At 60.4% G+C, this 26,010-nt stretch carries 24 protein-coding genes; 10 read left to right on the forward strand and 14 right to left on the reverse strand.

Going from position 1 to position 26,010, the window contains the following annotated elements:
• Positions 1-2: 2 nt before the first annotated feature.
• Positions 3-1,634 (forward strand): alpha-D-glucose phosphate-specific phosphoglucomutase, encoded by a 1,632-nt coding sequence (locus tag IM739_RS17640; RefSeq protein ID WP_237368969.1) that lies wholly within the window; start codon positions 3-5, stop codon positions 1,632-1,634.
• Between the two features lie 79 nt (positions 1,635-1,713).
• Here IM739_RS17640 and IM739_RS17645 read toward each other — a convergent pair whose 3' ends face one another.
• Positions 1,714-2,163, reverse strand: coding sequence for an SRPBCC family protein (locus IM739_RS17645; protein ID WP_237368970.1), 450 nt, complete (start codon positions 2,161-2,163; stop codon positions 1,714-1,716).
• A gap of 32 nt (positions 2,164-2,195) precedes the next feature.
• Positions 2,196-2,801 carry a TetR/AcrR family transcriptional regulator gene (locus IM739_RS17650; protein WP_237368971.1) on the reverse strand — a complete coding sequence of 202 codons (606 nt, stop codon included), beginning with the start codon at positions 2,799-2,801 and terminating at the stop codon, positions 2,196-2,198.
• A gap of 197 nt (positions 2,802-2,998) precedes the next feature.
• Between IM739_RS17650 and glgX the strand changes: the two genes are divergently transcribed.
• The 3 genes from glgX (at position 2,999) to IM739_RS17665 (ending at position 6,602) form a co-directional block, all read left to right on the forward strand.
• Positions 2,999-4,957: a glycogen debranching protein GlgX gene (glgX, locus tag IM739_RS17655; RefSeq protein ID WP_237368972.1), complete on the forward strand. Its 1,959-nt coding sequence runs from the start codon at positions 2,999-3,001 to the stop codon at positions 4,955-4,957.
• Between the two features lie 89 nt (positions 4,958-5,046).
• Entirely contained in the window at positions 5,047-5,535 is a 489-nt protein-coding gene (locus tag IM739_RS17660) for a MaoC family dehydratase (RefSeq protein WP_237368973.1), read from the forward strand.
• A gap of 8 nt (positions 5,536-5,543) precedes the next feature.
• Positions 5,544-6,602: a DUF2332 domain-containing protein gene (locus tag IM739_RS17665; RefSeq protein WP_237368974.1), complete on the forward strand. Its 1,059-nt coding sequence runs from the start codon at positions 5,544-5,546 to the stop codon at positions 6,600-6,602.
• A 41-nt stretch (positions 6,603-6,643) separates the two neighbouring features.
• On the opposite strand, the gene IM739_RS17670 is transcribed toward IM739_RS17665, so the two are convergent.
• The 4 genes from IM739_RS17670 to IM739_RS17685 are packed head-to-tail and all read right to left on the reverse strand — an operon-like array spanning position 6,644 to position 11,773.
• Positions 6,644-7,198, reverse strand: a complete 555-nt coding sequence (locus IM739_RS17670; RefSeq protein ID WP_237368975.1) for a sarcosine oxidase subunit gamma — start codon at positions 7,196-7,198, stop codon at positions 6,644-6,646.
• Positions 7,191-10,184 (reverse strand): sarcosine oxidase subunit alpha, encoded by a 2,994-nt coding sequence (locus IM739_RS17675; RefSeq protein ID WP_237368976.1) that lies wholly within the window; start codon positions 10,182-10,184, stop codon positions 7,191-7,193. Before IM739_RS17675 ends, IM739_RS17670 begins: the two co-directional genes overlap by 8 nt.
• Complete coding sequence (locus tag IM739_RS17680) at positions 10,181-10,501, reverse strand: sarcosine oxidase subunit delta (protein WP_237368977.1); 321 nt, start codon at positions 10,499-10,501, stop codon at positions 10,181-10,183. Before IM739_RS17680 ends, IM739_RS17675 begins: the two co-directional genes overlap by 4 nt.
• An 18-nt stretch (positions 10,502-10,519) precedes the next feature.
• On the reverse strand, positions 10,520-11,773 hold the full coding sequence (locus tag IM739_RS17685) for a sarcosine oxidase subunit beta family protein (protein WP_113142182.1): 1,254 nt from the start codon (positions 11,771-11,773) through the stop codon (positions 10,520-10,522).
• Positions 11,774-12,076: 303 nt separating this feature from the next.
• On the opposite strand from IM739_RS17685, the gene rpsU reads away from it, so the two are divergent.
• Positions 12,077-12,310 (forward strand): 30S ribosomal protein S21, encoded by a 234-nt coding sequence (gene rpsU, locus IM739_RS17690; RefSeq protein ID WP_237368978.1) that lies wholly within the window; start codon positions 12,077-12,079, stop codon positions 12,308-12,310.
• Positions 12,311-12,446: 136 nt separating this feature from the next.
• Positions 12,447-13,310, forward strand: coding sequence for a tetratricopeptide repeat protein (locus IM739_RS17695; protein ID WP_442981056.1), 864 nt, complete (start codon positions 12,447-12,449; stop codon positions 13,308-13,310).
• A gap of 195 nt (positions 13,311-13,505) precedes the next feature.
• Here IM739_RS17695 and IM739_RS17700 read toward each other — a convergent pair whose 3' ends face one another.
• The 3 genes from IM739_RS17700 to IM739_RS17710 all read right to left on the reverse strand — a co-directional run bounded on the left by IM739_RS17700 (position 13,506) and on the right by IM739_RS17710 (position 17,115).
• Positions 13,506-13,730, reverse strand: coding sequence for an aa3-type cytochrome c oxidase subunit IV (locus IM739_RS17700; protein ID WP_237368979.1), 225 nt, complete (start codon positions 13,728-13,730; stop codon positions 13,506-13,508).
• A gap of 140 nt (positions 13,731-13,870) precedes the next feature.
• Positions 13,871-14,620, reverse strand: coding sequence for an N-acyl amino acid synthase FeeM domain-containing protein (locus IM739_RS17705; RefSeq protein ID WP_237368980.1), 750 nt, complete (start codon positions 14,618-14,620; stop codon positions 13,871-13,873).
• A gap of 188 nt (positions 14,621-14,808) precedes the next feature.
• Positions 14,809-17,115: a putative bifunctional diguanylate cyclase/phosphodiesterase gene (locus IM739_RS17710; RefSeq protein WP_237368981.1), complete on the reverse strand. Its 2,307-nt coding sequence runs from the start codon at positions 17,113-17,115 to the stop codon at positions 14,809-14,811.
• Positions 17,116-17,514: 399 nt separating this feature from the next.
• On the opposite strand from IM739_RS17710, the gene IM739_RS17715 reads away from it, so the two are divergent.
• Together IM739_RS17715 and IM739_RS17720 are read left to right on the forward strand one after the other, a co-directional pair.
• On the forward strand, positions 17,515-18,054 hold the full coding sequence (locus IM739_RS17715; protein WP_237368982.1) for a TRAP transporter small permease subunit: 540 nt from the start codon (positions 17,515-17,517) through the stop codon (positions 18,052-18,054).
• Positions 18,055-18,084: 30 nt separating this feature from the next.
• Entirely contained in the window at positions 18,085-19,575 is a 1,491-nt protein-coding gene (locus IM739_RS17720; protein WP_237368983.1) for a TRAP transporter large permease, read from the forward strand.
• Positions 19,576-19,677: 102 nt separating this feature from the next.
• Here IM739_RS17720 and IM739_RS17725 read toward each other — a convergent pair whose 3' ends face one another.
• Entirely contained in the window at positions 19,678-20,784 is a 1,107-nt protein-coding gene (locus IM739_RS17725; RefSeq protein ID WP_237368984.1) for a TRAP transporter substrate-binding protein, read from the reverse strand.
• A 307-nt stretch (positions 20,785-21,091) separates the two neighbouring features.
• Here IM739_RS17725 and IM739_RS17730 point away from each other — a divergent pair, with 307 nt between their 5' ends.
• Complete coding sequence (locus IM739_RS17730) at positions 21,092-21,844, forward strand: gamma-glutamyl-gamma-aminobutyrate hydrolase family protein (RefSeq protein ID WP_237368985.1); 753 nt, start codon at positions 21,092-21,094, stop codon at positions 21,842-21,844.
• 6 nt (positions 21,845-21,850) lie between these two features.
• On the opposite strand, the gene IM739_RS17735 is transcribed toward IM739_RS17730, so the two are convergent.
• From IM739_RS17735 to IM739_RS17750, 4 genes are all read right to left on the reverse strand, one after another.
• The gene (locus IM739_RS17735; RefSeq protein WP_237368986.1) at positions 21,851-22,318 is read right to left on the reverse strand and encodes a hypothetical protein; all 468 of its coding nucleotides are present in this window, start codon (positions 22,316-22,318) and stop codon (positions 21,851-21,853) included.
• A gap of 83 nt (positions 22,319-22,401) precedes the next feature.
• Positions 22,402-23,376 carry a 2-hydroxyacid dehydrogenase gene (locus IM739_RS17740; protein ID WP_237368987.1) on the reverse strand — a complete coding sequence of 325 codons (975 nt, stop codon included), beginning with the start codon at positions 23,374-23,376 and terminating at the stop codon, positions 22,402-22,404.
• A gap of 19 nt (positions 23,377-23,395) precedes the next feature.
• Positions 23,396-24,412 (reverse strand): LacI family DNA-binding transcriptional regulator, encoded by a 1,017-nt coding sequence (locus tag IM739_RS17745; RefSeq protein WP_237368988.1) that lies wholly within the window; start codon positions 24,410-24,412, stop codon positions 23,396-23,398.
• A 78-nt stretch (positions 24,413-24,490) separates the two neighbouring features.
• Positions 24,491-25,036 (reverse strand): MarR family winged helix-turn-helix transcriptional regulator, encoded by a 546-nt coding sequence (locus tag IM739_RS17750; protein WP_237368989.1) that lies wholly within the window; start codon positions 25,034-25,036, stop codon positions 24,491-24,493.
• Between the two features lie 107 nt (positions 25,037-25,143).
• Here IM739_RS17750 and IM739_RS17755 point away from each other — a divergent pair, with 107 nt between their 5' ends.
• Positions 25,144-25,944, forward strand: a complete 801-nt coding sequence (locus IM739_RS17755) for a creatininase family protein (RefSeq protein ID WP_237368990.1) — start codon at positions 25,144-25,146, stop codon at positions 25,942-25,944.
• The last annotated feature ends 66 nt before the right edge of the window (positions 25,945-26,010 follow it).

A 26,010-nucleotide genomic window follows, 5' to 3' on the forward strand; every position in this document is an offset into this window, starting at 1 on the left:
TCATGATTTCCACCGTCACCACGAAGCCCTATGCGGATCAGAAACCGGGCACGTCGGGTTTGCGCAAGAAGGTTCCGGTGTTCCAGCAGCAGAACTATGCCGAGAACTTCATCCAGTCGATTTTCGATTCCCTGGATGGCTTTGAAGGCAAGACATTGGTGATCGGCGGCGATGGCCGTTACTACAACCGCGAAGTAATCCAGAAGGCGCTGAAAATGGCTGCGGCCAATGGCTTCGGCAAGGTTCTTGTCGGTCGCGGCGGCATTCTGTCGACGCCTGCAGCCTCCCATGTCATCCGCAAATACAAGGCCTTCGGTGGCATCGTGCTTTCAGCCAGCCACAATCCCGGCGGTCCGACCGAAGACTTCGGCATCAAGTACAATATCGGCAATGGCGGCCCGGCTCCGGAAAAGATCACCGACGCGATCTATGCACGGACCAAGGTTATCGACACCTACAAGACCGCCAACGCGGCCGATATCGATCTCGACAAGGTCGGCACATTCGAGCTCGCCGGCATGAAGGTCGCGGTCATCGACCCGGTTGCCGATTATGCCGAGCTGATGGAAAGCCTGTTCGACTTCAATGCCATCCGCAACATGTTCGGCCTCGGCTTCCGCATGGTCTTCGACGCCATGAGCGCCGTCACCGGCCCTTATGCCAAGGATATCATCGAAGGCCGGCTGGGTGCGCCTGAAGGCACGGTGCGCAATTTCATTCCCCTGCCCGATTTCGGCGGCCATCACCCCGACCCGAACCTGGTGCATGCCAAGGAACTCTACGACGAGATGATGAGCGGCGAAGGCGCACCCGATTTCGGCGCCGCGTCCGATGGCGACGGCGACCGCAACCTGATCATCGGCAAGGGCATTTTCGTCACGCCTTCCGACAGCCTGGCGATGCTCGCCGCCAACGCCCATCTGGCGCCGGGATATTCCGGCGGCATTGCCGGTATTGCCCGCTCCATGCCGACCAGTGCGGCCGCTGACCGCGTCGCCGAAAAGCTTGGCATCGGCATCTATGAGACGCCGACCGGCTGGAAGTTTTTCGGTAACCTGCTCGACGCCGGCAAGGTGACGATCTGCGGCGAGGAAAGCGCCGGCACCGGCTCCAATCATGTCCGTGAAAAAGACGGTCTCTGGGCCGTTCTGCTCTGGCTGAACATTCTCGCTGTGCGCGGCGAAAGCGTCTCCGACATCGTCCACCAGCATTGGGCAACCTATGGCCGTAACTACTATTCGCGTCACGACTACGAAGGCGTCGAGACCGAGCGCGCCAACGGCCTCGTTGCCATGCTGCGCGACAAGCTCGCCACCTTGCCGGGCACAAAGGTCGGTGATCTGACCGTCGCTGCCGCCGACGATTTTTCCTATCATGATCCGGTCGACCAGTCGGTCTCCAACAACCAGGGCATCCGCATCCTGTTTGAAGGCGGCAGCCGCGTCGTCTTCCGTCTATCGGGCACCGGCACCTCGGGCGCGACGCTGCGCGTGTATATCGAGCGCTACGAGCCCAACGCCTCGCGCCACGATATCGAGACCCAGGTAGCCCTTGCCGACCTGATCGCCGCTGCCGAAACGCTGGCCGAGATCAAGAGCCGCACGGCTTTCGACGAGCCGACCGTCATCACCTGAGGCTGGCACCGGCAGTCCGGTGAATGTAAAAAGGCGGAGGTCTAACCTCCGCCTTTTCTTGTCGTTGAGGTTTGCGGTTTCAACCTTCCTGCTGGATATCCGGCTCGACCAGCAGGGCAAGCTGCGCCAGCGATTCCTGCCAACCCAGATAGCAGGCTGCCTCCGGAATGACCTCCGGCACGCCGGCCTGCGTGATCTTGATGTCGGTACCGCAGAACACCTCCGTCAGTTCCACCGTGACATTCATCTCGCCCGGCAGGTTCGGATCGTCGAATACGTCGTTGTAGCGGATCAGCTTGCCAGGAACGAGTTCCAGATAGGTGCCACCGAAGCTGTGCGACTGCTGTGTGGTGAAATTGGTGAAGGACATCCGGAATGTGCCTCCCACCTTCGGTTCGAAGTGATGAATCTTGGCGACGAAGCCGTAGGGCGGGATCCATTTGCACTGGGCGTCGGCATCCATGAAGGCGCGGTAGACTTTCTCCGGCGCTGCTTTCAGCACCCGATGCAGGCGGATGGTATGGGGCATTTTCAGTCCTCCTCTTTTGAGATTTTCCAGGCTCACGAATTCGGCGGCAATATCATTTCCAGATAGCGGCGCAGATGCCGCAGGTTTTCGCGGGCGATATCCGCATCAAGCTTGGCCTTGGCAAAGATGAAAGCGCCCTGCAGGACGGCCTGAATGAAGTAGCCGACGCTTGCCGCCGTCCAGTCGGCATTCGATGCATGGCGGCTGCGTGCCAGCTCGACGTCGGTGGTCAGCCTTGCGATATGCGAGGACATGCCGAAATCGCAGGCTTCACGGATCGATGGATGAGACTGATAGGTCTCCTGGACCAAGGTGCCGAGCAGGCAGGTGAAGTCCGGCACCTCGAAATCGAGGATGGCCATGCGGAAATCGACATAGCCGAGAATGCGGTCGCGCGGATCGGCAAGATCCTGATACGGCGCCTGCGCGAAGACCTCGCTGGTAAACTGGTTCCAATGGTCCACTGCACCCAGAACCAGCTCCTCCTTGCTTCTGAAGTGGTGGAAGAAGCTTCCCTTGCTGACGCCGGCGCGCAGGCAGATGTCGTCCACCGTGGTCGCCGCATAGCCCTTCTCGCGGACAAGGCCGAGCGTTGCTTCCAGCAGTTTCATGCGCGACGGGTGGATAGTCTCGTTCATCTCGCCGTCCCTCCTCTTGCAGTGTAGTAAACCAACCAGTTGGTATGCTGTCAATGACAAATTTTCTTCGGTGTCGGCGGATGAAAATGGAACAAAGCAACCGGGAGACGACCGGCAAGCATTTCGCCCGCTTCAGCAACTGCTAACCTGTCTGCGTGACACAGACAGATTCGCCACCCCAAACCGCGGAAGACGTCATGAGCCAAAATCCTCTCGGAGCCGTGCTGCATCCCGCCGGCACAGATTTTTCCCTCTGGTCGCATCATGCCACATTGATCGAACTCTGCCTGTTCGATGCCGATGGCCGCACGGAAACTGCCCGCCTGCCGATGACGCGGGGAGAAGACGATATTCACCGGCTTTTTGTCGGGGAGGCTGGCGAAGGCACCCATTACGGCTTCCGTGCACATGGACCCTACGACCCGGCGGAAGGCCATTGGTACGATCCATCCAAGCTGCTCGTCGATCCCTATGCCAAGGAGTTGGACCGCCCCTTTGTCCATGATCCGCGGCTTGCCGAATTCGGCACGGACACGGCCGATCTCGTGCCGAAAGCCATCGTGACGCGCGATGTGCCGGTGAAAGCCATGATGCCCCTTCTGCCGCGCGGAGGGTTCATTTACGAAGTGGCCGTGAAGCCCTTCACCATGTTGCATCCGGATGTACCGGCGGCGCAGCGCGGCACGCTGGCAGCGCTCGCCCACCCCTCGGTCATCGCCCATCTGAAGAAGATCGGCGTCGATGCCGTCGAACTGATGCCGATCACCGCATGGCTCGACGAACGCCATCTGCCACCGCTCGGGCTGTCAAACAACTGGGGCTACAATCCCGTTGCCCTGATGGCGCTCGATCCGCGCATCGTGCCGGGCGGCGTCAGGGAGTTGCGCGAGACAGTCGCTGCCTTGCACAAGGAAGGCATCGGCGTGATCCTCGATCTCGTCTTCAACCATACCGGCGAGAGCGACATAGAAGGCGCGACACTCTCGATGCGCGGCATCGACAACCGCTCGCTCTATCGACACCTGCCGAATGACCCGGCCACGCTGGTCAACGACACGGGCTGCGGCAATACGCTCGCCTGTGATCATCCGATGCTGCGCCGGCTGATCGTCGACACCCTTCGCCATTTCGTGCTGCAGGGCGGCGTTGATGGCTTCCGCTTCGATCTCGCACCGGTACTCGGCCGCCACTGGGACGGCTTCCACCGGGATGCGCCGACGTTGAAGGCCATGCTCGAGGACGATGTGCTGGAAGACCGCATCATGATCGCCGAGCCCTGGGACATCGGCCCCGGCGGCTACCAACTCGGCCAGTTCCCCTCGCCTTTCCTCGAATGGAACGACCGCGCCCGCGATGCCTTCCGCCGCTACTGGCGCGGCGACAGTCACCTCACCGGAGACCTGGCAACCGCACTTGCCGGATCCGCCGATCTCTTTGCCCATCACGGTGGCAAGGCAACCCGCAGCGTCAACTTCATCGCTGCCCATGACGGCTTCACCCTGCTCGACCTCGTCTCCCACGAACACAAGCACAACGAGGCCAATGGCGAGCACAATCACGACGGCCACAACGAGAACCATTCCTGGAACAACGGCGTCGAAGGCGAGACCGCCGACCGCACGGTGTCGCGCAACCGGAGACAGGACGTCGCCGCCCTGCTCGCCACGCTGTTTGCCAGCCGTGGCACGATCATGCTGACAGCCGGCGATGAATTCGGCCGCACCCAGCATGGCAACAACAATGCCTATTGCCAGGACAACGCGCTGACCTGGCTCGACTGGCAGAACCGTGACGACGAACTGCTGGAAACGACTGCAAGCCTTGCTGCCATGCGCCAACGCTTCACCGCCTTCTCCGAAACTCAATTTCTCGATGGCAATGGCGATGTCGAATGGCTTTCTTCAACTGGCGACACAATGACCGTTGCAGATTGGGAAGATCCGGATCTGCAGGTGTTCGCCATGGTGTTGAAAACACTCGATCGCCAGACAGGAAAGCCCGCCCGCATCGCCGCGCTGTTCAACCGCGCGCATGCAACGTGCGACGCGGCACTTCGTCCCGCAACGGGACAGAAATGGAAAAAGCTGTCCTCAGGGCGTGGTGCCGCCGCAATTCACCTGAAACCGCGTTCGGTGGAATTCTGGATCGAGGCATGAATTATTGCATCGATGATCAGCCTGACTATTCCGCATGACATGAACCGCCTATAACCTGTCGAAAAATATCGACAAAAGAGTGAGGTTCCATGCCGCGTGAGATTTCTCTGTCCGAAGTTCCGGGGCTCGTTGGAACCGTCGTCGGTGTCTCCGACTGGATCACTGTCGACCAGACCATGATCGACGCCTTTGCCGGCGCGACCAATGACCACCAGTTCATCCACACCGACCCCGTCCGTGCAGCAGCAGAGACGCCTTATGGCGGCACGATTGCCCATGGCTTCCTGACTTTGTCGCTGCTCTCGGCGATGAACTATGACTGCCTGCCCAAGATCCGCGAACAGACGCTGGGCATCAACTACGGCTTCGACAAGGTCCGTTTCATGTCGCCGGTCAAATGCAACAAGCGCATTCGCGGCTCCTTCCTGCTCGCCGGTGCGCGTTTCCGCGGCGCCGGCATGCTGATGAACACCTATGACCTGACCGTCGAGATCGAGGATGAACGCAAGCCGGCCCTAACGGCAAGCTGGATCACCATATCGCAATTCGACCCGAAGGATCGTCCGGAAGGGGTGTGAGCGGGATCATGCCGAACGAACATGCCGAGGCCATTCGCCAGAGTTTCCGCCGCCAGGCGAAGGCCTGTGCCGATCTCGGTTCGCCGTTTACCGCCAGGCTGTGCATCCTCGCCGCCGAGCGTCTGAGCGACGAAACACCGGTCGGTGCCACCGTGCTCGGCTGGCCCGGCAATCCGGACGGCACCGGCGACGCACTGGCCCTGCGGCTCGCCGGCACACTGCATGCCCTCGTTCGCATGGGGCAAAACACGGATCTCGCCTCCGTCTATCCGCCGCATGTCGGTGAGGATGATATTCTCTGGGCAGCCATAGAACAGGCATTTACACGCGACGAGGACTTCATCCTTGAGCGCCTGAAATCCGCGCCGCAGACCAATGAAGTCCGCCGGTCTTCCGCACTCCTGCCAGGCTTCCTGACAATCGCCGGAATGACCGCAAAACCCTTACGCCTTTCTGAAATCGGTGCCAGCGCGGGGCTCAACCTGCATTGGGATCGCTATGCCTTCAAGCTGGGCAAAGCCCAATGGGGCGACCCGTCGCCGGTCATGCTTGAGCCGGCCTGGGAGGGACCTTCCCCGCCGAACGCCGCAATCGAGATCATCGACCGCGCCGGCTGCGACCTGAACCCGCTCGACCCGACATCGGCAGCGGATCGGCTCCGGCTTTTCTCCTACATCTGGGCCGATCAGGACGATCGGCTGCAGAGAACGGCAGCAGCCCTTTCCATCGCCGCCGAAACCTCGATCAAGGTCGAGAAAGCCGACGCCGTCGACTGGCTACGCACCCGCCTCTCGGAACCGCATACTGGCATCACTCACGTCATCTACCACACCATCGCCTGGCAATATCTGCCGGCAGTTTTGAAAGCCGAAGGCGAAAGCCTGATTGCCGAGACCGGTGCCCGCGCCACGTATGACGCCCCACTTGCCCGCCTGCAGCTCGAAGCCGATGGCAAACCGGACGGTGCGGCCATCACGCTGACACTCTGGCCGACGGGCGAAACCCGCGAGATCGGCCGCGCGGATTTTCACGGGCGATGGGTGAAATGGATAGGATGGGAAGGTTAGACAACCGCTAGAAGGCCGGGCTTCCCCGGCCTTTGCAAGTATCAGAGCGAGGCGTCTTCCGCCCCTTCGGCCAGCATGCCGAAAGCATAGGTGGCAAAGGAACGCCAGCATTCGACCCGGAAGGTTTCCTCTTCCACACGGTGGAGGATGATCTCGATCTTGCCGAACACGGTGCGGGTGACAGCACCGACAGGAAATGCGGCAAGCGACAGGTCCAGCGCCGAGCCTGTGTTGATCGCATCGGCCGCGGCCGGACCGGAAACGATGATCGCCGTATTGCGATGCGACACATCGGCTGCCGAATGCGCAACGCCGGAGGCGGCGCAATCGGCCATCAGGTCGCCGCCCTTTTCGTCGATCAGCAGCCATTCATCGGGGCCGATCCAGAAAGCGGTGCGCCCTTTGGATGAGACGGAAGCCCTCGGCTTGGCCGGCAATTTCAGGCCAAGCGAAGTGGACAGAGCACCCAGGTCTTCGGCACGAGCGCGCAGCACGACACGCCCTGCCGGCAACGCCAGCGTCAGCCGCACTTTGGCGGTTCCGCCATGGAAACCGGAGAGAACGGCTTTACGTTCGGCAATCACGGGTTCAGCCATGGATCCGGCCTCCTTCCTTGTCTACGAATACCATGTCGGTCACCTCGACCGCGATGGTCTTGTCCTTCATCGGCACATAGAGCGTTTCGCCCATTCGCGCCCGGCCACCGGCGACCATCGCAATTGCAATGGAACGACCGAGGTTTTCCGACCAGTAGGATGAGGTGACATGCCCGAGCATGGTCATCGGCTTCGGCTGGTTCGGATCGGCGACGATCTGGCCACCCTCTTCCAGAACCTCGTTCGGGTTCTTGGTCAGAAGGCCGACAAGCTGCTTGCGCCCTTCCTTGACGAGATCCGGCCGCTTCATGCCGCGGATACCGACGAAGTCCGTCTTCTTCTTCGACACCGCCCAGGAGAGGCCGGCGTCGTCCGCGGTCAGCGTGCCGTCGGTGTCCTGGCCGACGATGATATAGCCCTTCTCGGCGCGCAGCACGTGCATGGTTTCGGTGCCGTAGAGGCACGCCCCCATCGCCTGCGCCCGTTCCCAGATCGCCTGGAAAACGGAAGCGCCGTAGTCCGCCGGCACATTGACTTCGAAGCCGAGTTCACCGGTAAACGACACGCGGAACAGCCGCGTCGGCACGCCACAGAATTTGCCTTCGGCCACGCTCATATGCGGGAAGGCCTCGTTGGAGATATCGATGCCCTCGACGAAAGGCGCGATGATGTCGCGCGCCTTCGGTCCCTGCACCGCGATCACCGCCCATTGTTCGGTGGTCGAGGTCAGCCAGACCTTCAGATGCGGGAATTCCGTCTGCAGATAGTCTTCCATATGGTTGAGCACGCGCGGCGCACCGCCGGTCGTGGTCGTGACATGGAAGCGATCCTCGGCGAGACGCCCGACGACGCCATCGTCATAGATGAAGCCGTCTTCGCGGGTCATGATGCCGTAGCGGGCCTTGCCCGGCTTCAGCGTATCCCAGGCATTCGTATACATCAGGTTGAGGAACTCGGCCGCATCCGGACCGACCACCTCGATCTTGCCGAGCGTCGAGGCGTTGAACACGCCGGCGACTTCGCGCGCCGTCTTGCATTCGCGATTGACGGCCTGATGCATGTCCTCGCCCGGCCGCGGATAGTACCATGCCCGCTTCCAGTTGCCGACGTCTTCGTATTCGGCGCCCTGCGACACCTCATAGTCGTGCATCGGCGTCTTGCGGGTCGGATCGAACAGCTCGCCGCGCGAGTGGTTGATTAGCGTGCCGAAGGTGACCGGCGTATAGGGTGCGCGGAAGGTCGTCAGACCGACCTTGGGGATTTCCTTGCCGAGAACCTCGGCGGCAATTGCCAGGCCGTGCATGTTCGACAGCTTGCCCTGGTCGGACGCCATACCGTTCGTGGTAAAGCGCTTGATGTGCTCGATCGAATGCATGCCTTCGCGAACCGCGAGGCGGATATCCTTGGCGCAGACATCGTGCTGGAAGTCGACGAAGGCCTTGACCGTCGTGTCGCGACCGGCGCCTTCTGCCGCACCGACCATGCCGCCGGTCCAGTCGTGTGCATTCGAACCGGTAGGCGACACCGGCTGGGCTTCGCCCGCGCCTGCGGCCTTGGCCATCGCGAGACCTGCGGCCGTCGCTTCGTCGAGCAGCGCCTGCAGATCATCGGTGCCATTGCAGGCACCGACACAGACGCAATCCTGGGCATACACATCCGGCAGGAAGCGGTCGTTAGCGGCGTCGAATTTCAGCTTGCCACGCGACTGCGAGAACAGATGTACCGAAGGGGTCCAGCCGGCCGAGATCAACAGCGCGTCGACTTCGATCTTGCGGCTCGAGCCGCCACCATTGCGACGAACGGTGATCGAACGCACCCGCAGGCGCCCGGCCGTATCGACAACACCGGAACCGGTGAGCACTTCGATACCCAGCGCACGCGCTTCCGCCAGCACCTTCTCGCCCGGCTTTTCGCGGGCATCGACGATGACAGGCACCGAAACGCCGGCCTTCTTCAGGTCGATCGCCGCTTCATAGGCCGAATCATGCGCCGTGTAGACGCCGACCTTGGCACCCACGGCAACGCCGAAATGGTTGAGATAGGTGCGGCCAGCCGAAGCCAGCATGATGCCGGGACGGTCATTGTTGGCAAACACCATGTGGCGCTCGATGGCGCCGCTGGCGATGACGACGCGCTTGGCGCGCACCTGCCACAGCCGCTCGCGCGGCAGGGCCTTGCCCGGGTTGGAGATATGGTCCGTGACACGCTCGACCAGCGCGACATAGTTTTGGTTGTGATAACCGAAGGCCGTGGTGCGGGTCAGCACCGTAACATTCGCCATGGATTTCAGCTTGGTAACTGTTGCCTGCGCCCAATCGAAACCATTCTGACCATCGACAGTCGCGCCAAGGTCGTAGTGGAAGGCGCCGCCCATTTCCGGCTGTTCGTCGACGATGATGACACGGGCACCTGTCTGCGCCGCGGCAAGTGCGGCCGCAAGGCCTGCAGCACCGCCGCCGGCAACCAGCACGTCGCAATGGGCATAGCGGTTGGCATAGTGATCCGGATCCGCTTCCTTCGGCGCGACGCCGAGGCCTGCGGCACGACGGATGAAGGGCTCATAGATCTGGTGCCAGGCGGCCTTCGGCCACATGAAAGTCTTGTAGTAAAAGCCGGCGGCAAAGAACGGCGCCAGCAGATTGTTCACTTCGCTGATATCGAAGGACAACGACGGCCAGCGGTTCTGCGTCTCGGCGCGCATGCCGTCGAAGACTTCCTGCACCGTGGCGCGCACATTCGGCTGGCGACGGGCGGCATCGCGCGAGATGTCGAGCAGCGCATTGGGCTCTTCCGGACCGGCGGTCAGGATGCCGCGCGGACGGTGATACTTGAAGGAACGGCCAGCCAGATGCATGCCGTTCGCAAGCATCGCCGAAGCGACGGTGTCACCTTCATAGGCCGTCAGGCTGCGACCATCGAGCGTGAAACGGGATGTGCGGGCGGGCGTCAGGCGACCCTTGCCCGGAATACGATTGGCAGCACTCATGCCTTGTCTCCCTTCGGCTCGGCAGAAGCCACGAGCGTTGCCGGATCCGGCATCGGCTCACCGGCCTTGTAGGTCAAGAGGATCTTGTCGCTGACGGTGTCGCGAGCCGCGTTGAAGAAACGGCCACAGCCATTCAGATGACGCCAGCGTTCGAAGATGATGCCCTTCGGATTGTCACGCAGAAAGAAGTAGTCGGCAAATTCCTCGTCGGAAATTGCCGAAATATTGGTAGGCCGGGCGATATGCGCTTCACCGGCGGCGCGAAATTCGAGCTCTGCGCGCTCTTCTTCGCAATAGGGGCACTTGATGATCAGCATGTTGATCGATCCTTGAAATCAGTGAGCAACGGCAGCAGCGGCTGCCTCGTCGATCAGGCGGCCGGTGCGGAAGCGATCGAGCGTCAGGCCCTGGGCCAGACGATGCGGCTCGCCCTTGGCGATAAGATGCGCAAACAGATTGGCCGAACCCGGTGTCGCCTTGAAGCCTCCGGTTCCCCAGCCTGCGTTGACGAACAGGTTCTGAACCGGTGTGACGCTCTGGATCGGCGAACGATCCGCCGTGTTGTCGGTGATCCCGCCCCACTGGCGCATCATCTTCACACGACGGAACATCGGGAAAAGTTCGCAGATGGCGTCGAGCGTATGGGTGATGATCTGCATGCCGCCGGTCTGGCTGTAGGAATTGTACTGGTCGGTGCCGGCACCGATGACCAGTTCGCCCTTGTCCGACTGCGAGATATAGGCATGCACGGTGTTCGACATGACCACGCAGGGGAAGATCGGCTTCATCGGCTCGGAAACCAGCGCCTGCAGCGGCGTCGAATGCACCGGAAGACGCACGCCCGCCATGCCCATGACGACGGAGGAATGGCCTGCAGCGGATACGCCGACCTTTTTCGCGCCGATAAAGCCCTTGGTCGTGTCGACGCCCGTGACTTCACCGTTCGGACCACGGCGAATGCCGGTCACTTCGCAGTTCTGGATAATATGCACGCCACGATCGGACGCCGCACGGGCAAAACCCCAGGCAACCGCGTCATGGCGGGCCGTGCCGCCGCGACGCTGGAGTGCGGCACCATTGATCGCGTAACGCGCGGTCTTCGAGATGTCGAGCGGCGGACAGAAAGCCTTGGCCTGCTCCGGCGTCAGCCACTCATTGTCGATGCCATAGAGATTGTTGGCATTCACATGGCGCTTGAACGACTGCTGGTCATGCACATTGTGCGACAGCATCATCACGCCGCGCGGCGAATACATGACATTGTAGTTGAGATCCTGGCTGAGTCCCTCCCAGAGCTTCAGCGAATGCTCGTAGATGTCCATGCTCTCTTCATAGAGATAGTTGGACCGGATGATCGTCGTGTTGCGGCCGGTATTGCCACCGCCCAGCCAACCCTTCTCGATCACCGCGACATTGGTGATGCCGTGCTCCTTGGCCAGATAGTAGGCCGCGCCGAGGCCATGGCCACCGGCACCGATGATGATCACGTCGTAGGATTGCCGGGGTTCGGGAGAGGTCCACTGAGCCTCCCATCCCTTGTGGGCACGCATTGCCTCGCGGACAACGGCAAAGACCGAATATTTGCGCATTCGCCTTAAACTCCTGTGGTTCAGGCATCTGGGTAGGACGATAGCTGTCGCAAATCAATATGCGTCATGACGTCCGTTTTGCGACGCATAGAGGCTCAGCTTTCGACACGGCCGCCAATGCCCTGCCTTGTGCCAAAATATATTGACTGGAACGCTTGCGCCATATGGACTTCGGTGAAGCGATCTGTTAATTGCCCTCGCTAATCGTCGGGCTCAAAGGCCCGCGGAACTCATTGCTTTTTCCGGTGACGGATCTTCTGTCGGCGGAATGACAACTCAAAGAACCAAAGGAACGGGATAGACGTGCAGGTACTTGTCCGCGACAACAACGTTGATCAGGCGCTCCGCGCTCTCAAGAAGAAAATGCAGCGCGAAGGCATCTTCCGTGAAATGAAGATGCGCGACTTCTACGAGAAGCCGTCGCAGAAGCGTGCTCGCGAGAAGGCTGAAGCCGTTCGTCGCGTTCGCAAGCTGGCACGCAAGCGCATGCAGCGCGAAGGCCTGATTGCCGCTCCGGCTCGTCCGGCTGCCCGTTAATCGGCCCCGATTTAGACGTTTTCCTGTGAAATGAGGGCGGGGGCGAAGCAGTTCGCCGCCGCTCTTTTGATATGTAACTCAACTTAACGCTGCCCGTCAGGTTCGCCTGCGCCCAGCGGCTGGACGACTAGCAATCATGACCGAGACCACCGTCTTTTCGACCGCCCTCACCGCCGATCGCAGGAGACGTTATGTTTCCGCAGCAGCCGTGATTGCACTTCTGTCCCTGGCAGGGTGCGCGACGACCAACGAATCGACCGACGTGATCACGCTCGACCGCGCCCAGGGTTCCGAGGAAAACATTGCCTCGCTGTCCAGCGTCATCCAGTCCAACCCGCGTGATCCGGAAGGCTACAACGTCCGTGGATCCGCCTATGGTCGCTCTGGTGACTTCAAGCGCGCCATCGACGATTTCAACACGGCCCTGCAGCTCAATCCGAGTTTCTATCAGGCCTATGCCAACCGTGCCCTCGTCTATCGCAACATGGGCAAGCCGGTCGAAGCAGCCGCCGACTACAATGCGGCGCTGAAGATCAATCCGAACTACGATGTCGCCTATATCGGCCGCGGCAATATCTACCGCCAGGCCGGCCGCGTCGATGAAGCCTTCGGCGATTTCAACCGCGCGATCCAGCTCGACACGACCGATGGCCGCGCCTATCACAATCGCGGCCTGATCTATCAGCTGCGCGGCGACCACGCCAAGGCGATCGACGACTTCTCCAAGGCCATTTCGATGTCGCCCCGCGCGCCTGAGCCATACAATGGCCGCGGCGTGTCCTATGTGGCGCTGAACAACGACGAAAACGCTTTCGCGGACTTCAACCTGGCGATCGAGTTGAACAACAAACTGGCCGAGAGCTGGGCCAATCAGGCGCTGATCTATGAGCGTCGTGGCGACAAGGCTCGTGCGGCAAAGTCCTATTCGCACGCGTTGCAGCTCGATCCGAAATACGATCCTGCCAAGCAGGGCCTTGCCCGAACCCGCGTCGCAAGCTGATATCAGCAGCAACGGTTGGTGATGAAAGCGGTGAGCATCCCTCACCGCTTTTTTGTTGCTGCCGGATAGCCGGCGAACGCATCAGTCGAACATACTGGCTGCGCGCACAAAAAAACCGCTGGTCCCTGCCCATCTCGAGGCGCGACCAGCGGTTATTTTTGAAGCATCAACGGGCGAAAAATCTCCGATTTTGCCTTAGCGCATCAGGACAACGCCAGCCGCGCTCAACGCGACCCATGCCAGGAATCCGCCGATCAGGCCGGCGCTCGTGAAGAATCCGATGCCCATCGCAATCATCAGGGTGGTCAGAATGATCGTGCCGAACTTGGTCGCGGCAAGAAACATTTCATAGGTCTTCTCGTGCTCGGCATAGTTCATCGGAGCACCGGTTTCGACCGGACCGGAATGATGTTCGCTCATGCTCTGTCTCCCAATCTAAAGGCTCTGGAGGCTGGCGCGGTCAGGTGCTCGCATGCGCACCGGCCCGATTCCGGCCAAGTCAGTCTTTCTTCGAATACACAAAGGCATCAGCGAGTGCAATCTGCACACAGCCACCTTGATTAATAATCAAGACCGGCAACAGCGCCACTGATCTTGCCGGTCGCCACAAGACGCGCCGACGGCAGGATCGTCAGCGGTGCCGGCATCTCCCGCCGCACACCCCGACCGAACATCAAACGGCGCTCGTGCACGCCGGAATCGAAAAATGGATACCGCCTGAGCAGCTTGTCGCCGGTCGTATGCGTGTTCGTCGCCATCAGCGTCAGTTCCAGTCCGTAGATCTCCGTCATCCGCCGCTCGACGACGGTCTCGGCGTAGAACACACGCTTGTAGAAAGCGGCATGCGAAGGCCGTACATGCTGCAGGACAAGCTTTGCCTTGAAATAGGCGGCAGCCACGATGCTCGGGCGAAGCGTCAGATAGGGCAGCACTGGCAACTCGGCCGCAACATCGGGATCGACGGCAAACCGGGCCGGGTCGATCAGCGTCAGCCCCGCGTCGAGATAGGCCTCCATGATCTCCGGGAAGACGCCTGCCGATTGCGACAAACGCTGCAACGGGGTGACATGATGCAGTCGGATCGTACTGACAAGTTCCTCGAAATAATACACCCCGAAGACATAGGCGTGGTCATCGAAATCGGCATCATCGATCATGCTGGGTGCGGCCACGGGCAGGACATTCGCAGCCTTGTAGGCCTTGTAGCGCAGCTGTTCGATCGCCGCCATGTCCTCGCTGCTTTCGATTCGCCTGTACTCGATATGGTCGAGATACCGCATGAGCTTCTCGGGGAAGCCTTCCAATTCCATGGCAACAATCCAACTATGGTTAACAGTTGGTTAATCGCTAGCATGGTGAAAACCGGGCCGCTCCCCCAAGAATTAATAGATTATTAAGATTCAAATAGTTAAGCTTAATGGTCACAGATGAGACCAAATTCCGGAACCACCTGCGAACCAAGGTTACCCCTGAATTTCGAAATGTAGACGCTCCTAATTCAGGCGACGTCGGTTTTGCTTTTTCCAGCTTTGCTCTGCGCCTGGCGAACCCGTTGCGGCACCGCTTGCGAAAATATCGGCATCGAATAGACGTAACCCTGGATCAGGTCTGCGCAGTGGTATTTCGTCAGCAAGGCCAGTTGCTCGACCGTTTCGACCCCCTCGACGACGATCTTCATATCGAGCCCGCGCGCCAGACTGACAATTCCCCACAGCAGCTTCAACCGGCGTGAATCGTCGCCGATATCGCGAACGAATGACCGGTCGATCTTGACGATGTCGATCGGCAATGTGTCGAGATAGCTGAGGCTGGAAAAGCCGGTGCCGAAATCATCGATGGAAATCGTGATCCCCAGGGATCGCAATTGGTCCAGCACCGCCCGCGCCGCCGACAGTTCCTCGATCAGGCTGCTTTCCGTGACCTCCAGATGCAGCCGGCGGGTTGGCAGGCCCGTCTCTGCGAGGACTGCCTGGACGACATCGACAAGACCCTCTCCACGCAGGTCATGAACGGACAGATTGACCGAGACGGCAATGGCTTCGGGCCAGGTCATGCAGTCGACACAGGCAGTCCGCAGCACCTGCCGGGTAATCTCGGCCACCAGCCCCATTTCCTCGGCCACCTGGATGAAGACATTGGGCGCGATCGGCCCCTTTTCCGGATGCGTCCAGCGGGCCAGCGCCTCGCAACATTTCACATCCCGGCCGTCCGGCGTATACATCGGCTGGTACATGACCGTGATCGCCTGCTCGGCGATCGCGGTCCTGAGGTCGGCCTTCAGTCGCTGGCCTTCATTGTAGCGCGCATCCATTTCCTCGACGAACAGGGTAAAGCGACCCTTGGCGCGCGACTTCGATTCGAACAACGCGATGTCGACTTTGACCGGCCACTCTTCCAGGCGCGGATCGTCGCTCGCAAGGACGGCGCCACCGGCTGAAAACGCGACAGGCAGCTTCATGCCCTCGACATCGTAGTGGCCGGCGGCCTTCCCATGCAGCGACCGCATCAGCGCCTCCAGATCGTGTCGATCGCCGGCATTCGGGAAAAAAAGTACGAACTGGTCGCCGACCAGATGACCAACCACTGCCAGACCGTCGGCAAGCTCCGTCAGGCGCGTTCCGATTGCGACCAGCAGGCGGTCACCGTTGAGATGCCCCTTGAAGTCGTTCACGTGCTTGAAGTCATCGACATCGACAATCATGAAGCCGACATCCGCGCCATGGTCGCCCTTGCGCTCAAGCCCTTCACGCACCAGTTCGGCAAAATAGCCGCGCTGCGGCAGGCCGGTCAGGGCATCAAAGCGCGCCATATGCAGGATCTTGCGATCGGCGCGGACGCGCGCGGTGACATCCTCGAAAATCAGAACAACCCCGCCCTCTTCCCGCTTGCTCGCCGAAAACTCCAGAACGAGGTCATCGGAAAAGTGCATTACCGCCCGGCTGGTCGTGCCCTGGATCAGCTGCGCCAACTGCTTCTGCAGCAGGTTCGACATCGCGCCGTCGACAAAGGTATGGCGTACGCCGTAGCGCAGGGCCACATCGAGATCGCAGCCCTGCAGCCGACTGCGCTCACCGAGGTGCAGCAAGTCGCAAGCCGTGCGATTGATCACCTCGATCCGGTTGTCCGGATCGAGCATCAGCAGGCCATGCGTCATGTTGCTCAGCGCCGTGTCGAAGCGATTGGCGATCTTCGCCATTTCCCGTGTCGCAATGACATTGTCGTAGAGAAACTCCCGCACGCCATTGGCCATGGCCCGTGTGGTCAGGCCGAAGGGAATGAGCATCAGCGCCAGCAACGCCTTGAACATGTCATGCGCCAGAAGGCTGCCGATGATCATCGGCACGCAACAGGCCAGCGTCTGCAGATCGACAGCCAGTCGCGATCCGTAGTTGCGACCCACGACGGACACCATCGACGCCATCGTCACCGCGATGCAGGCAAGCTCGGCAAAAGTGTCTTCGAAGGCCAGCAGGGCATAACCGCTGCCAATACCGAGAATAGCCGCTGTCGAGGCAGCCCCCAGCACATAGCGCCGCTCCCATCGCGCGATCTCTTCCCGGCTGAGCTTGGCTTTGTCGAGTTTGTCGAACTCGAAGAACCAGTAGAGCCGATTGGCGAACACGAACGCGAAACAGCACGCCAGAAAAATGTAGAACGGCGCACCGGTCTGCACATAGACCGCAACGAAGGTCACGATATGCACGACCATGCCGGTGAACAATGTCGATCGGTTGTCGAACAAGGAACTGACAAAAGACAGATAGACATCTGTCGGCACGCGCTGCTTCGCGTCGACCTTGGTCATCTGCCCTCCGGGCACGCTAGACGTCGAATGTCACTGGGCAACCAAGATCTCTTTCATATGTCTGACAGGCCGCGCGAACAGCGATGATGCATTATGTGCTGGAAACAAAACAATAAAGCGACGCATTTCGATCGGCAGACCCTGCCCTGCCGGAACGTGGCGCGCAAATGGCTAACGCAGAACCTGTTAAGGTCAGGGAACCGGAAATGTTAAAATTGTTCAAGTGCCAATTCACGCCCTGGCTGTGGACAGCAGGCATCGTGCCGGAACCGACAGCCGGTCCGCGTCTCCACCCAAAGGCATAGGACTTTAGTACGCGTTCCCCCTGCAATGCCGGGGTCCCGGTTGCGTGCCCTTGGCGCATGTTCTATGCACGATGACAAGTCTAGGGAGATGAAGATGGGACCATTATTGGCTTTCAGCCGGATCGTCGACAGGATCAGCGAAGTCGTTGGCCGCTTTGCCGGATATCTCGTATTGCTGTGCTGCCTGATCAGCGCCGGCAATGCGCTGATACGATACGCCTTCAATTACAGCTCCAATGGCTGGCTGGAAATCCAGTGGTATCTATTCGCCTTCATCGTTCTGATCGGCGCCTCACACACGCTGCGGCTTAACGAGCATGTGCGCGTGGACCTGATTTATGGCAGCGTATCGGATCGAACACGCCTCTGGATCGATGTCTTCGGCATCATTTTCCTTCTGCTTCCCGCCTGCGCCTACCTCGCATGGCTGTCCTGGCCGGTCTTCCACCTGTCCTTCGTACAGGGTGAAGTGTCGTCGAATTCGGGCGGCCTGATCCGCTGGCCGGTCAAGTTCATCATCTTCGCAGGCTTCGCCCTTCTGACCTTGCAAGGGCTTTCCGAACTGATCAAACGCGTAGCCGGCCTTCGCGGCCTCCTCCAGGTCGACACGACCTATGAAAAGCCACTTCAATAATAACGATACGTCCTGGGGGATACGCCGCTCATGTTTCAATTCGGGATAATGCCGCCACTGATGTTCCTGGGCATGATCATCTTCATGCTCTACGGTTTTCCAGTTGCATTCTCGCTGTCTGCCGTCGGCCTCGTATTCGGTCTGCTGGGCATCGCGACCGGTCACTTCGAATTCGCCTTTATGCAGGCGCTGCCGTTGCGCATCTTCGGCATCGTCTCCAACGACCTGCTGCTGTCGATCCCGTTTTTCACCTTCATGGGGGCCATCCTGGAGCGATGCGGCCTCGCTGAGGATCTGCTCGAAGGCACCGGCAAACTGTTCGGAGCGATCCCGGGTGGCCTTGCCTATGCCGTCATCCTGGTCGGCGCGATCCTCGGCGCCATTACCGGAACCGTCGCTGCATCCGTCATCACCATGGGCGTGATCTCGCTGCCGATCATGCTGAAATACGGCTATAGCCCGCGCCTTGCGACGGGTGTCATTGCTGCCTCGGGCACGATCACGCAGGTCATCCCGCCGTCGCTCGTCCTGATCGTCCTCGCAGACCAGCTCGGCCGTTCGGTCGGCGACATGTATCTCGGCGCGATCGGCCCTTCGATCCTCCAGGTCCTGATCTTCATGTTGTTCATCCTGGCCATGTCGATCTTCCGTCCGAAGGACTTGCCCGCCCTCCCCCCGGAAGCGCGTGGCGAGCTGAATGCCGCTCTCGTGATCAAGGTGCTCTGGGGCATGATCCCGTCGATCGTGCTGATCTTCCTGGTCCTCGGCACTATTTTCATGGGCCTAGCCACCCCGACCGAAGCCGGGGCACTGGGCGTCGTTGGCGCCATGGCGCTCGCCGCCATGCACCGCCGCCTGACCTGGGACCTGGTGCGCCAGGGCATGCATTCCACCATGCAGATCACCTCCATGGTGGTCTTCATCCTCGTCGGCGCCACCTGCTTCAGCCTTGTCTTCCAGGGCATGGATGGCGGCCTGTGGATCGAGCATCTTCTGTCTCATGTCCCAGGCGGCGCGGTCGGATTCCTGATCTTCGTCAACATCTTCATTTTCTTCCTGGCCTTCTTCCTCGATTTCTTCGAGATCGCCTTCATCGTCATCCCGATGCTGGCGCCGGTGGCGGAATCGCTCGGCATTGACCTGATCTGGTTCGGCGTTCTGATCTGCATCAACATGCAGACCAGCTTCATGCATCCACCCTTCGGTTTTGCCCTGTTCTACCTGCGCTCCATCGCGCCGAAAACGGTGAAGACCAAGGACATCTACCTTGGCGCCATTCCGTGGCTCGGCATGCAGCTGATCCTCGTCGCCATCGTTATCTTCTGGCCATCCTCGGTCACCATGTGGCTCGACAAAGGGCCGGCCATCGACCCGAGCACCATCAAGATCGAGATTCCCACCTTCGGCAACAACGGTCCGGCACTCGGACTGCCACCGCTGGACAGCACCGGCACGTCTCCCGCGCCGTCGATCACCCCGGCACCGGGCATGGATCTCAGCCAGCCGCCGGCATTCAAATAATCCGGCAACCTGCCGGGATTGATATCGTCGCGGATTGCAAGCAACAAAAAACCCCGGAAACTTTTTAGTTTCCGGGGTTTTTCAATGATCGAACCGGAAAGCTCAGAGCTTGCCGTTGCGCTGCTGGATCATCATGAACGTGTCGAACGTGTATTCAGACAGCTGCATCCACAGATAACCTTCGCGCTTGAAGGCGACCTGGTCTTCGTAGACCTTCTTGAAATCCGGGTTCGCAGCCGAGATTTCAGCATAGACTTCCAAGGCTGCACTGTAGCAGGCTTCGAGGATTTCCTGGCTAAACGGCCGCAGGACAGCACCTTCACCGACCAATTGCTTGATCGCGATCGGGTTCCTTGCGTCATACTTTGCCATCATGTTGGTATTGGCAAACGAGCAGGCGTCCTGCAGGACGGTCTGGTAGTGCTTCGGCAGGGCGTTCCACTTGTCGAGATTGACGAAGGCATGGATGACCGGGCCGCCTTCCCAGAAGGCCGGGTAGTAGTAGTATTTCGCCACCTTGTAGAAGCCGAGCTTGTGGTCGTCATAGGGTCCGACCCATTCAGCCGCATCGATCGTGCCCTTTTCCAGCGCTGGATAGATGTCGCCGCCGGCAATCTGCTGCGGCACCGCGCCGAGCTTTTCGACAACCTTGCCAGCCAGACCGGCGATGCGCATCTTGACGCCCTTGAGGTCGTCGACGGTATTGATCTCCTTGCGGAACCAGCCGCCCATCTGGGCGCCGGTATTGCCGGCGATCATGCCGTAGAGATTGTGCTTGGCGTAAAACTCATTGAGCAGCTTGTTGCCATTGCCTTCGTAGAACCAAGAATTGGTCAGGCGGGCATTGAGGCCGAACGGAATGGCGGTGCCGATCGCGAATGTCGGATCCTTGCCGACATAGTAGTACGAGCAGGTATGGCACATTTCGACCGTGCCGTTGGTCACCGCATCGGCAGCTTGCAGGCCCGGCACGATTTCACCGGCCGCGAAGGTCTGGATGGTGAAATTGCCATCGGTTGCAGCCGCTACACGCGCCGCGATATCTTCGGCACCGCCATAGATCGTATCAAGCGATTTCGGGAAGGACGACGTCAGGCGCCAGGTGATTTTTTCAGCCCCCTGCGCAATGGCCGGTGCTGCAAGGACGGTTGAAGCAGCAGCGCCTGCACTGGCAACGCCTGCCTTCTTGATAAATGAACGACGATCCACGTAATTCCTCCATTGTGGTTGCTCCACCGGCACAGCGTTTTTTACGCTCCCCTCCCGGCAGCTGTAGCGAAGCTAACCATGTTGTCCAAAGCGTTTCAAGTCGAACGGCTCTAGTCTTTCGAACTATTGCAAAGCTCGAGCGAATGTGCCCGTAAGATGCCGGTTTTATTCGCCTATTCTATGGGCACGCGCCGCAAATCAAACCGCGCCAGCCTGCTTTCGCCGTCATTTTGGGCAATCGTGCCAACTTGACTTCCCCCGGGCAGAAAGCGCATGAATTCGCCGCCCAAGATTGCCGGAGATACGCATGCCGAAGCCGATTGTTGCCATACCCGCCGACATCCGCCAGTTCGATGGCGCGAACTGGCATGCCGCACAGAACCAGTATGTCAGCGCCGCATTGAAGGTCGCAGACGTAATGTCCTTCATCATTCCGGCGTTTGAAGACGGTAATGATACCGATGCCATCCTTGATCGCGTCGATGGCGTGATCGTCTCGGGATCGGCAACCAATGTCCACCCCTCGCTCTACGGCGCCGTGGCAACCGACGCCGATGGCCCCTTCGACCCCGCGCGCGACGCAACCACCCTGCCCCTGATCCGGCGCGCCATCGATCGTGGCATTCCGCTGCTGGCGATCTGTCGCGGCATCCAGGAACTCAACGTCGCCCTCGGCGGCACGCTTGCCTCGGAGATCCAGGAACAACCCGGCATCTGGGACCACCGCAAGCCGCAGCATCAAGACCGGGACGTCATGTACAGCATCCGCCAGGATGTGATCATTGCCGAAGGATCCTGCATCGCCCGCTATCTCGGCGCCGGCCCGGTTCCGGTCAACTCCCTGCACCGTCAGGCGATATCCAGAACCGCGCCCCGCCTGCAGGTCGAAGCACTGGCGGAAGACGGGACGATCGAGGCCGTGTCGGTGATCGATGCCAAGGGCTTTGCCATCGGCGTGCAATGGCATCCGGAATACTGGGCCGAAACCGACAAGCCCTCGCGGGCCCTGTTCGAAGGTTTCGGCGATGCCGTCAGGACCTATGTCGCCACGCGCGGCTGAGAAAAGTCAGGGCAGCATCAGAAGCGCGATATCGGCGCCGGCCGGATCTGCAACCTCATAGGAAAAACTCTTGCTGCGCACCAGCGTCAGCACAAGCGCGCCGTTGCCGTTCGTCAACGTCACCGTACCGTCGTCGTTCTGCGTCCAGTTTTCGACCTGCGCCAGGCCCGGCCAAACATTGTCGCAATCCGGCGGCGCGAAAAATCCCCGGCTGCGACTGGTCAATGTCGCGCCGCGCTCGACCAGACAGACCGTCTGCCGGTCGAAGTTCGAAATGGAAAATACCGCCGGCGGTGACGCGTGCATACTGCCCGGTGACATGCTCGGTGCACGGGCCGGGATCGTCCCCGCGATGATCGGATCTGCAAGCTCTGCACCGCTGGCCGGTTCATCGCCTTGCCACTGCGCCACACCCAGTACGGCTAGGCCGGCGAGGCCAAGACTTGCCGTCAGTGAAAAAGCATGTGCCTTCATCAGAGCTTCCTAGGTCGGAGCCGCATGTCTCATTCGAAAACATGCGCCCCGAAGCTTGCGGAAGGCTGGATGAACAGGCCGTGTCAGTGGCTCGGATCAGGCCTTGCGGGCGTCTCGGGCACGGGTGTCAACGGCCGCCCCTCATCCCACCAGGCAAACAGGTTGTCGACGACAAGATCGGCCATCGCATTGCGTGTCGGAATGGAAGCCGATGCGACATGCGGCAACAGCGAGACATTCTCGAGGTCGAGCAACGCCGCCGGAACCTTCGGCTCCTCGGCAAAGACATCGAGGCCTGCCGCCGCGATCGTTCCGTTCTGCAGCGCGGCGATCAGAGCAGGCTCGTCGACGGTCGTACCACGCCCGACATTGATCAGAACGCCATTCGACCCCAGCGCTTTCAGCACATCGGCATTGATCGCGCCAACGGTTTCAGGCGTCTTCGGAACGATCGAGATCAGGGTATCGACGGCCGATGCCAGACCGAGCAGCGTATCGTGATAGCCATAGGCGACATCACTGCGCGGCCGGCGAGTGTGATAGCTGATCTTAACCTTGAACGGCTCGAGCCGGGCTGCGATCTCAAGACCGATGCGCCCAAGCCCGTGAATGCCGACATGTCGCCCTTTCAGCGACAGCGGTGACAGGGCAAACGGCCCCTCCTGCATCCACCGACCGGCGCGCAGATAATTTTCCGCAGCCGGCAGGCGCCGCACGGTATTGAGCAGAAGCGCAATCGCGGTGTCGGCCACTTCATCGTTCAGCACGTCAGGCGTATTGGTCACGACAACGCCGCGAGCAGCAGCAGCCTGCACATCCACACCGTCATACCCGACGCCGAAACTCGAAATCACCTTGAGATTGGGAAGCATGTTGATGAGACTGGCCGGGAACCGGCCTGATACGGCGGCGCCAAGCACTTTCGCCGCCTGTTCCTGCGTCAGGCCAGGCTGGTCCGCGCTGGCTATCTCCAGAAGTTCGAAGCGTTCGGCAAGACGTGCGCGGGCACGCGGGTGGATGCGTCCCGGGATGAGGACGGTAATGCGCTCGGCGCTCATGGCAATCTCCTTGGCTCGATCAGCGACGGATGGGGGCGGTCGATTGACGGATCCGCATTTCCGGCTTGATCAGATGAATGCCGTCAGGCTCGTGGCTGCCGGCCAGTTTGTCGAGCAGCGCGCGCGCCGCAAGTCGTCCGACTTCGGCCTGTCCGTTCCAGACCGTCGTCAGGGATGGTGTCGCGATCGAGGCTTCCGCGAGATCGTCGTAACCGGTCACGGATATATCCTGGCCCGGGATCAGGCCTGCGCGGGCGATGCCGTTCATCAGGCCGATCGCAACGAGATCGTTCCAGCACACCGCAGCCGTCGGTTTCTGCGGCAGCGATAGGAAATGAACCGCCGCTTCGAAACCGCCCTGCTTGGTACGCGGGCCGGGGATGCGAAGGCTGGTATCAACCTCGATGCCGGCCTTGCGCAACGCGTTGACGTAGCCCTGGTAGCGGTCGCGACCCGTAGAGGTCTGGTCCGTGCCGCCGATCATCGCGATGTGGCGATGGCCGAGCCCGATCAGGTGGTTGGTCGCAAGCGAGATCCCGTAGGTATCGTCGCCGCGATAGATCGGCACATCGACGCCCTCCATCGAGCGCGCCACGAAGATCGCCGGCATGCCGTTGTTTTCCGCAAGCTGGACATCTTCCGGTGGCGTGCCGATGGCCGGCGACATGATCACGCCGTCGCCGCCAAGCTGCAGCAGGGTTTCGATGAACATGCGCTGCTTGTCGACGGAATCGTAGTGGTTGGAAAGAATGAAGGTATGGCGGCTTCGGTCGAGTTCTGTCTCGATCGCCTTGAGGATTTCGCCATAGAACGGGTTCATGATGTCGTGCACCACGACGCCGATGATGCCGGATCGCGACGTGCGCAGGCTGGCGGCGCGACGATTGTAGATATAGCCGAGCGTTCGGGCCTGCTCCTTGATCTTCTCGCGCGTATCGACTGCCACCAGCGGACTGTCGCGCAAGGCAAGGGAAATGGTCGCCGTCGATAGCCCAAGGCTCTCGGCAATCGTTGAAAGCTTCACCTTTTGAGCCACGTATCCTCCCTCGCAGCAAGCAACAAGTGCCGCTCCCGCGGACTTAAACCGTTTAATTAAACAATTGAAATCATCTTTTCAATCTTCATCTTCATTCGGTTCTGCACCTAGCCGCACATTGCCGACCTTTTCCGACAGATTGGCCTCGACATTGATCAGCAGCTTGATCAGCGATTTGACCTCCTTGCCGGAGAGGCCAAGCGTTGCCTGTCGCTCGCAATCGGCCGCCGCAAGAGCAATGCGCTCGACGCTGCTGCGCCCCTCTTGCGTGAGATAAACCTTGGTCAGTCGTGCGTCGCGCTCGTCCGCTTGGCGTGTGACGAAGCCTTGAGCCTCCATGCGTCCGATCGTCCGGGTCATCGTCGGCGCCTTCACCCCGAGCCGCTGAGCAAGCATGCCCGGCGTCAGCCCGTCTTCCTGGGCGAGCAGCTGCACGACGCCATCCTGGCCGGCATAGAGCCCGCTATCGGAAAGACCGTGCGACAGTCGCGTGCGCATGGCGCGCGCAACCTGGGTAACAGAAGCGGCAAGCAGACCGGGCTGGGAAAAGTCTTTCTTCTTCGATCCCTTCTTCTTCTCGCCTTTGTCACCGCGATCCTTGTCGCTTTTGTCCTTTTTCGCCATTAGTCTCCCTCGCGCCTCTCGACGGACGCTTACTTGCTGCCCCTGGTTTGGTGCAGCGGTGCGACCTGCGCGCGAAAGTCATAACGAAGATCATGAAGGGATGCCAGATGGCGAGGCCAAAGCCGTTGTTCACGGATAACGATCCGCTTCTGGCGCCGGCCGCGCGCGCCGCCTGGATCGCCGTCCTGCCCCTCGGCGCGACCGAACAACATGGTCCGCACCTGCCCTTCGAGACCGACACGATCATCGCCCAGGGCATTGTCGACCGGCTGATAGCCGCCCTGCCCGCCAACCTGCCCGTCACCGTCCTGCCGGTGGAGCCGGTCGGCTACTCGATCGAGCATATGGATGTCTCGGGCACCATGACGCTCGCCTTCGAAGAGGCTGTGAACCGATGGCTTGCCATCGCCGCGGATCTGCATGCCCAGGGTGTCCGAAAACTCGTTCTGCTGAACGCCCATGGCGGCAATTCACCGCTTTTGACCATCGTCGCGACAGAGGCACGCGTCCGTTTCGACATGCTCGTCGTCGCAACCAGCTGGACCCGCTTCGGCATTCCGGAAGACGTCGTCGCCCCCGAAGCCAAAGCGATCGACATCCATGGCGGCGACATCGAAACCTCGGTCATGCTGGCCCTGCGGCCGGACCTGGTCGACATGGTGAAAGCGGCAGACTTCCCCTCTCGCCAGTCGGATTTTGCCGCGCGCTACAAGCACCTGCGAGCTTACGGCCCCCATGCCTTCGGCTGGAAAATGTCCGACCTCAACCCGCAGGGCATCGCCGGCAATGCCAGCGCAGCGACCTCAGCCAAGGGCGAGAGACTGCTGTCTCATGCGGTGAATGGACTGGTCGAATTGCTGCAGGACATGCACGCATTTGATGTAAGCGATTTCAAGCCAAACCTGTAAATCAGCCACAGATCCGTGTCCCAATAGACTGGTCCTGCGCGGATCTTTTTCCCATTGTTGTGTCCA

Origin of the sequence: Rhizobium sp. SL42, assembly GCF_021729845.1 — a bacterium.
Classification (GTDB): domain Bacteria; phylum Pseudomonadota; class Alphaproteobacteria; order Rhizobiales; family Rhizobiaceae; genus Allorhizobium.

Coding starts and splice junctions, on each gene's coding strand:
- IM739_RS17640 (WP_237368969.1), top strand. CDS start 3: ATGATTTCCACCGTCACCACGAAGCCCTATGCGGATCAGAAACCGGGC.
- IM739_RS17645 (WP_237368970.1), bottom strand. CDS start 2,163: ATGCCCCATACCATCCGCCTGCATCGGGTGCTGAAAGCAGCGCCGGAG.
- IM739_RS17650 (WP_237368971.1), bottom strand. CDS start 2,801: ATGAACGAGACTATCCACCCGTCGCGCATGAAACTGCTGGAAGCAACG.
- glgX (WP_237368972.1), top strand. CDS start 2,999: ATGAGCCAAAATCCTCTCGGAGCCGTGCTGCATCCCGCCGGCACAGAT.
- IM739_RS17660 (WP_237368973.1), top strand. CDS start 5,047: ATGCCGCGTGAGATTTCTCTGTCCGAAGTTCCGGGGCTCGTTGGAACC.
- IM739_RS17665 (WP_237368974.1), top strand. CDS start 5,544: ATGCCGAACGAACATGCCGAGGCCATTCGCCAGAGTTTCCGCCGCCAG.
- IM739_RS17670 (WP_237368975.1), bottom strand. CDS start 7,198: ATGGCTGAACCCGTGATTGCCGAACGTAAAGCCGTTCTCTCCGGTTTC.
- IM739_RS17675 (WP_237368976.1), bottom strand. CDS start 10,184: ATGAGTGCTGCCAATCGTATTCCGGGCAAGGGTCGCCTGACGCCCGCC.
- IM739_RS17680 (WP_237368977.1), bottom strand. CDS start 10,501: ATGCTGATCATCAAGTGCCCCTATTGCGAAGAAGAGCGCGCAGAGCTC.
- IM739_RS17685 (WP_113142182.1), bottom strand. CDS start 11,773: ATGCGCAAATATTCGGTCTTTGCCGTTGTCCGCGAGGCAATGCGTGCC.
- IM739_RS17695 (WP_442981056.1), top strand. CDS start 12,447: ATGACCGAGACCACCGTCTTTTCGACCGCCCTCACCGCCGATCGCAGG.
- IM739_RS17700 (WP_237368979.1), bottom strand. CDS start 13,730: ATGAGCGAACATCATTCCGGTCCGGTCGAAACCGGTGCTCCGATGAAC.
- IM739_RS17705 (WP_237368980.1), bottom strand. CDS start 14,620: ATGGAATTGGAAGGCTTCCCCGAGAAGCTCATGCGGTATCTCGACCAT.
- IM739_RS17710 (WP_237368981.1), bottom strand. CDS start 17,115: ATGACCAAGGTCGACGCGAAGCAGCGCGTGCCGACAGATGTCTATCTG.
- IM739_RS17715 (WP_237368982.1), top strand. CDS start 17,515: ATGGGACCATTATTGGCTTTCAGCCGGATCGTCGACAGGATCAGCGAA.
- IM739_RS17720 (WP_237368983.1), top strand. CDS start 18,085: ATGTTTCAATTCGGGATAATGCCGCCACTGATGTTCCTGGGCATGATC.
- IM739_RS17730 (WP_237368985.1), top strand. CDS start 21,092: ATGCCGAAGCCGATTGTTGCCATACCCGCCGACATCCGCCAGTTCGAT.
- IM739_RS17735 (WP_237368986.1), bottom strand. CDS start 22,318: ATGAAGGCACATGCTTTTTCACTGACGGCAAGTCTTGGCCTCGCCGGC.
- IM739_RS17740 (WP_237368987.1), bottom strand. CDS start 23,376: ATGAGCGCCGAGCGCATTACCGTCCTCATCCCGGGACGCATCCACCCG.
- IM739_RS17750 (WP_237368989.1), bottom strand. CDS start 25,036: ATGGCGAAAAAGGACAAAAGCGACAAGGATCGCGGTGACAAAGGCGAG.
- IM739_RS17755 (WP_237368990.1), top strand. CDS start 25,144: ATGGCGAGGCCAAAGCCGTTGTTCACGGATAACGATCCGCTTCTGGCG.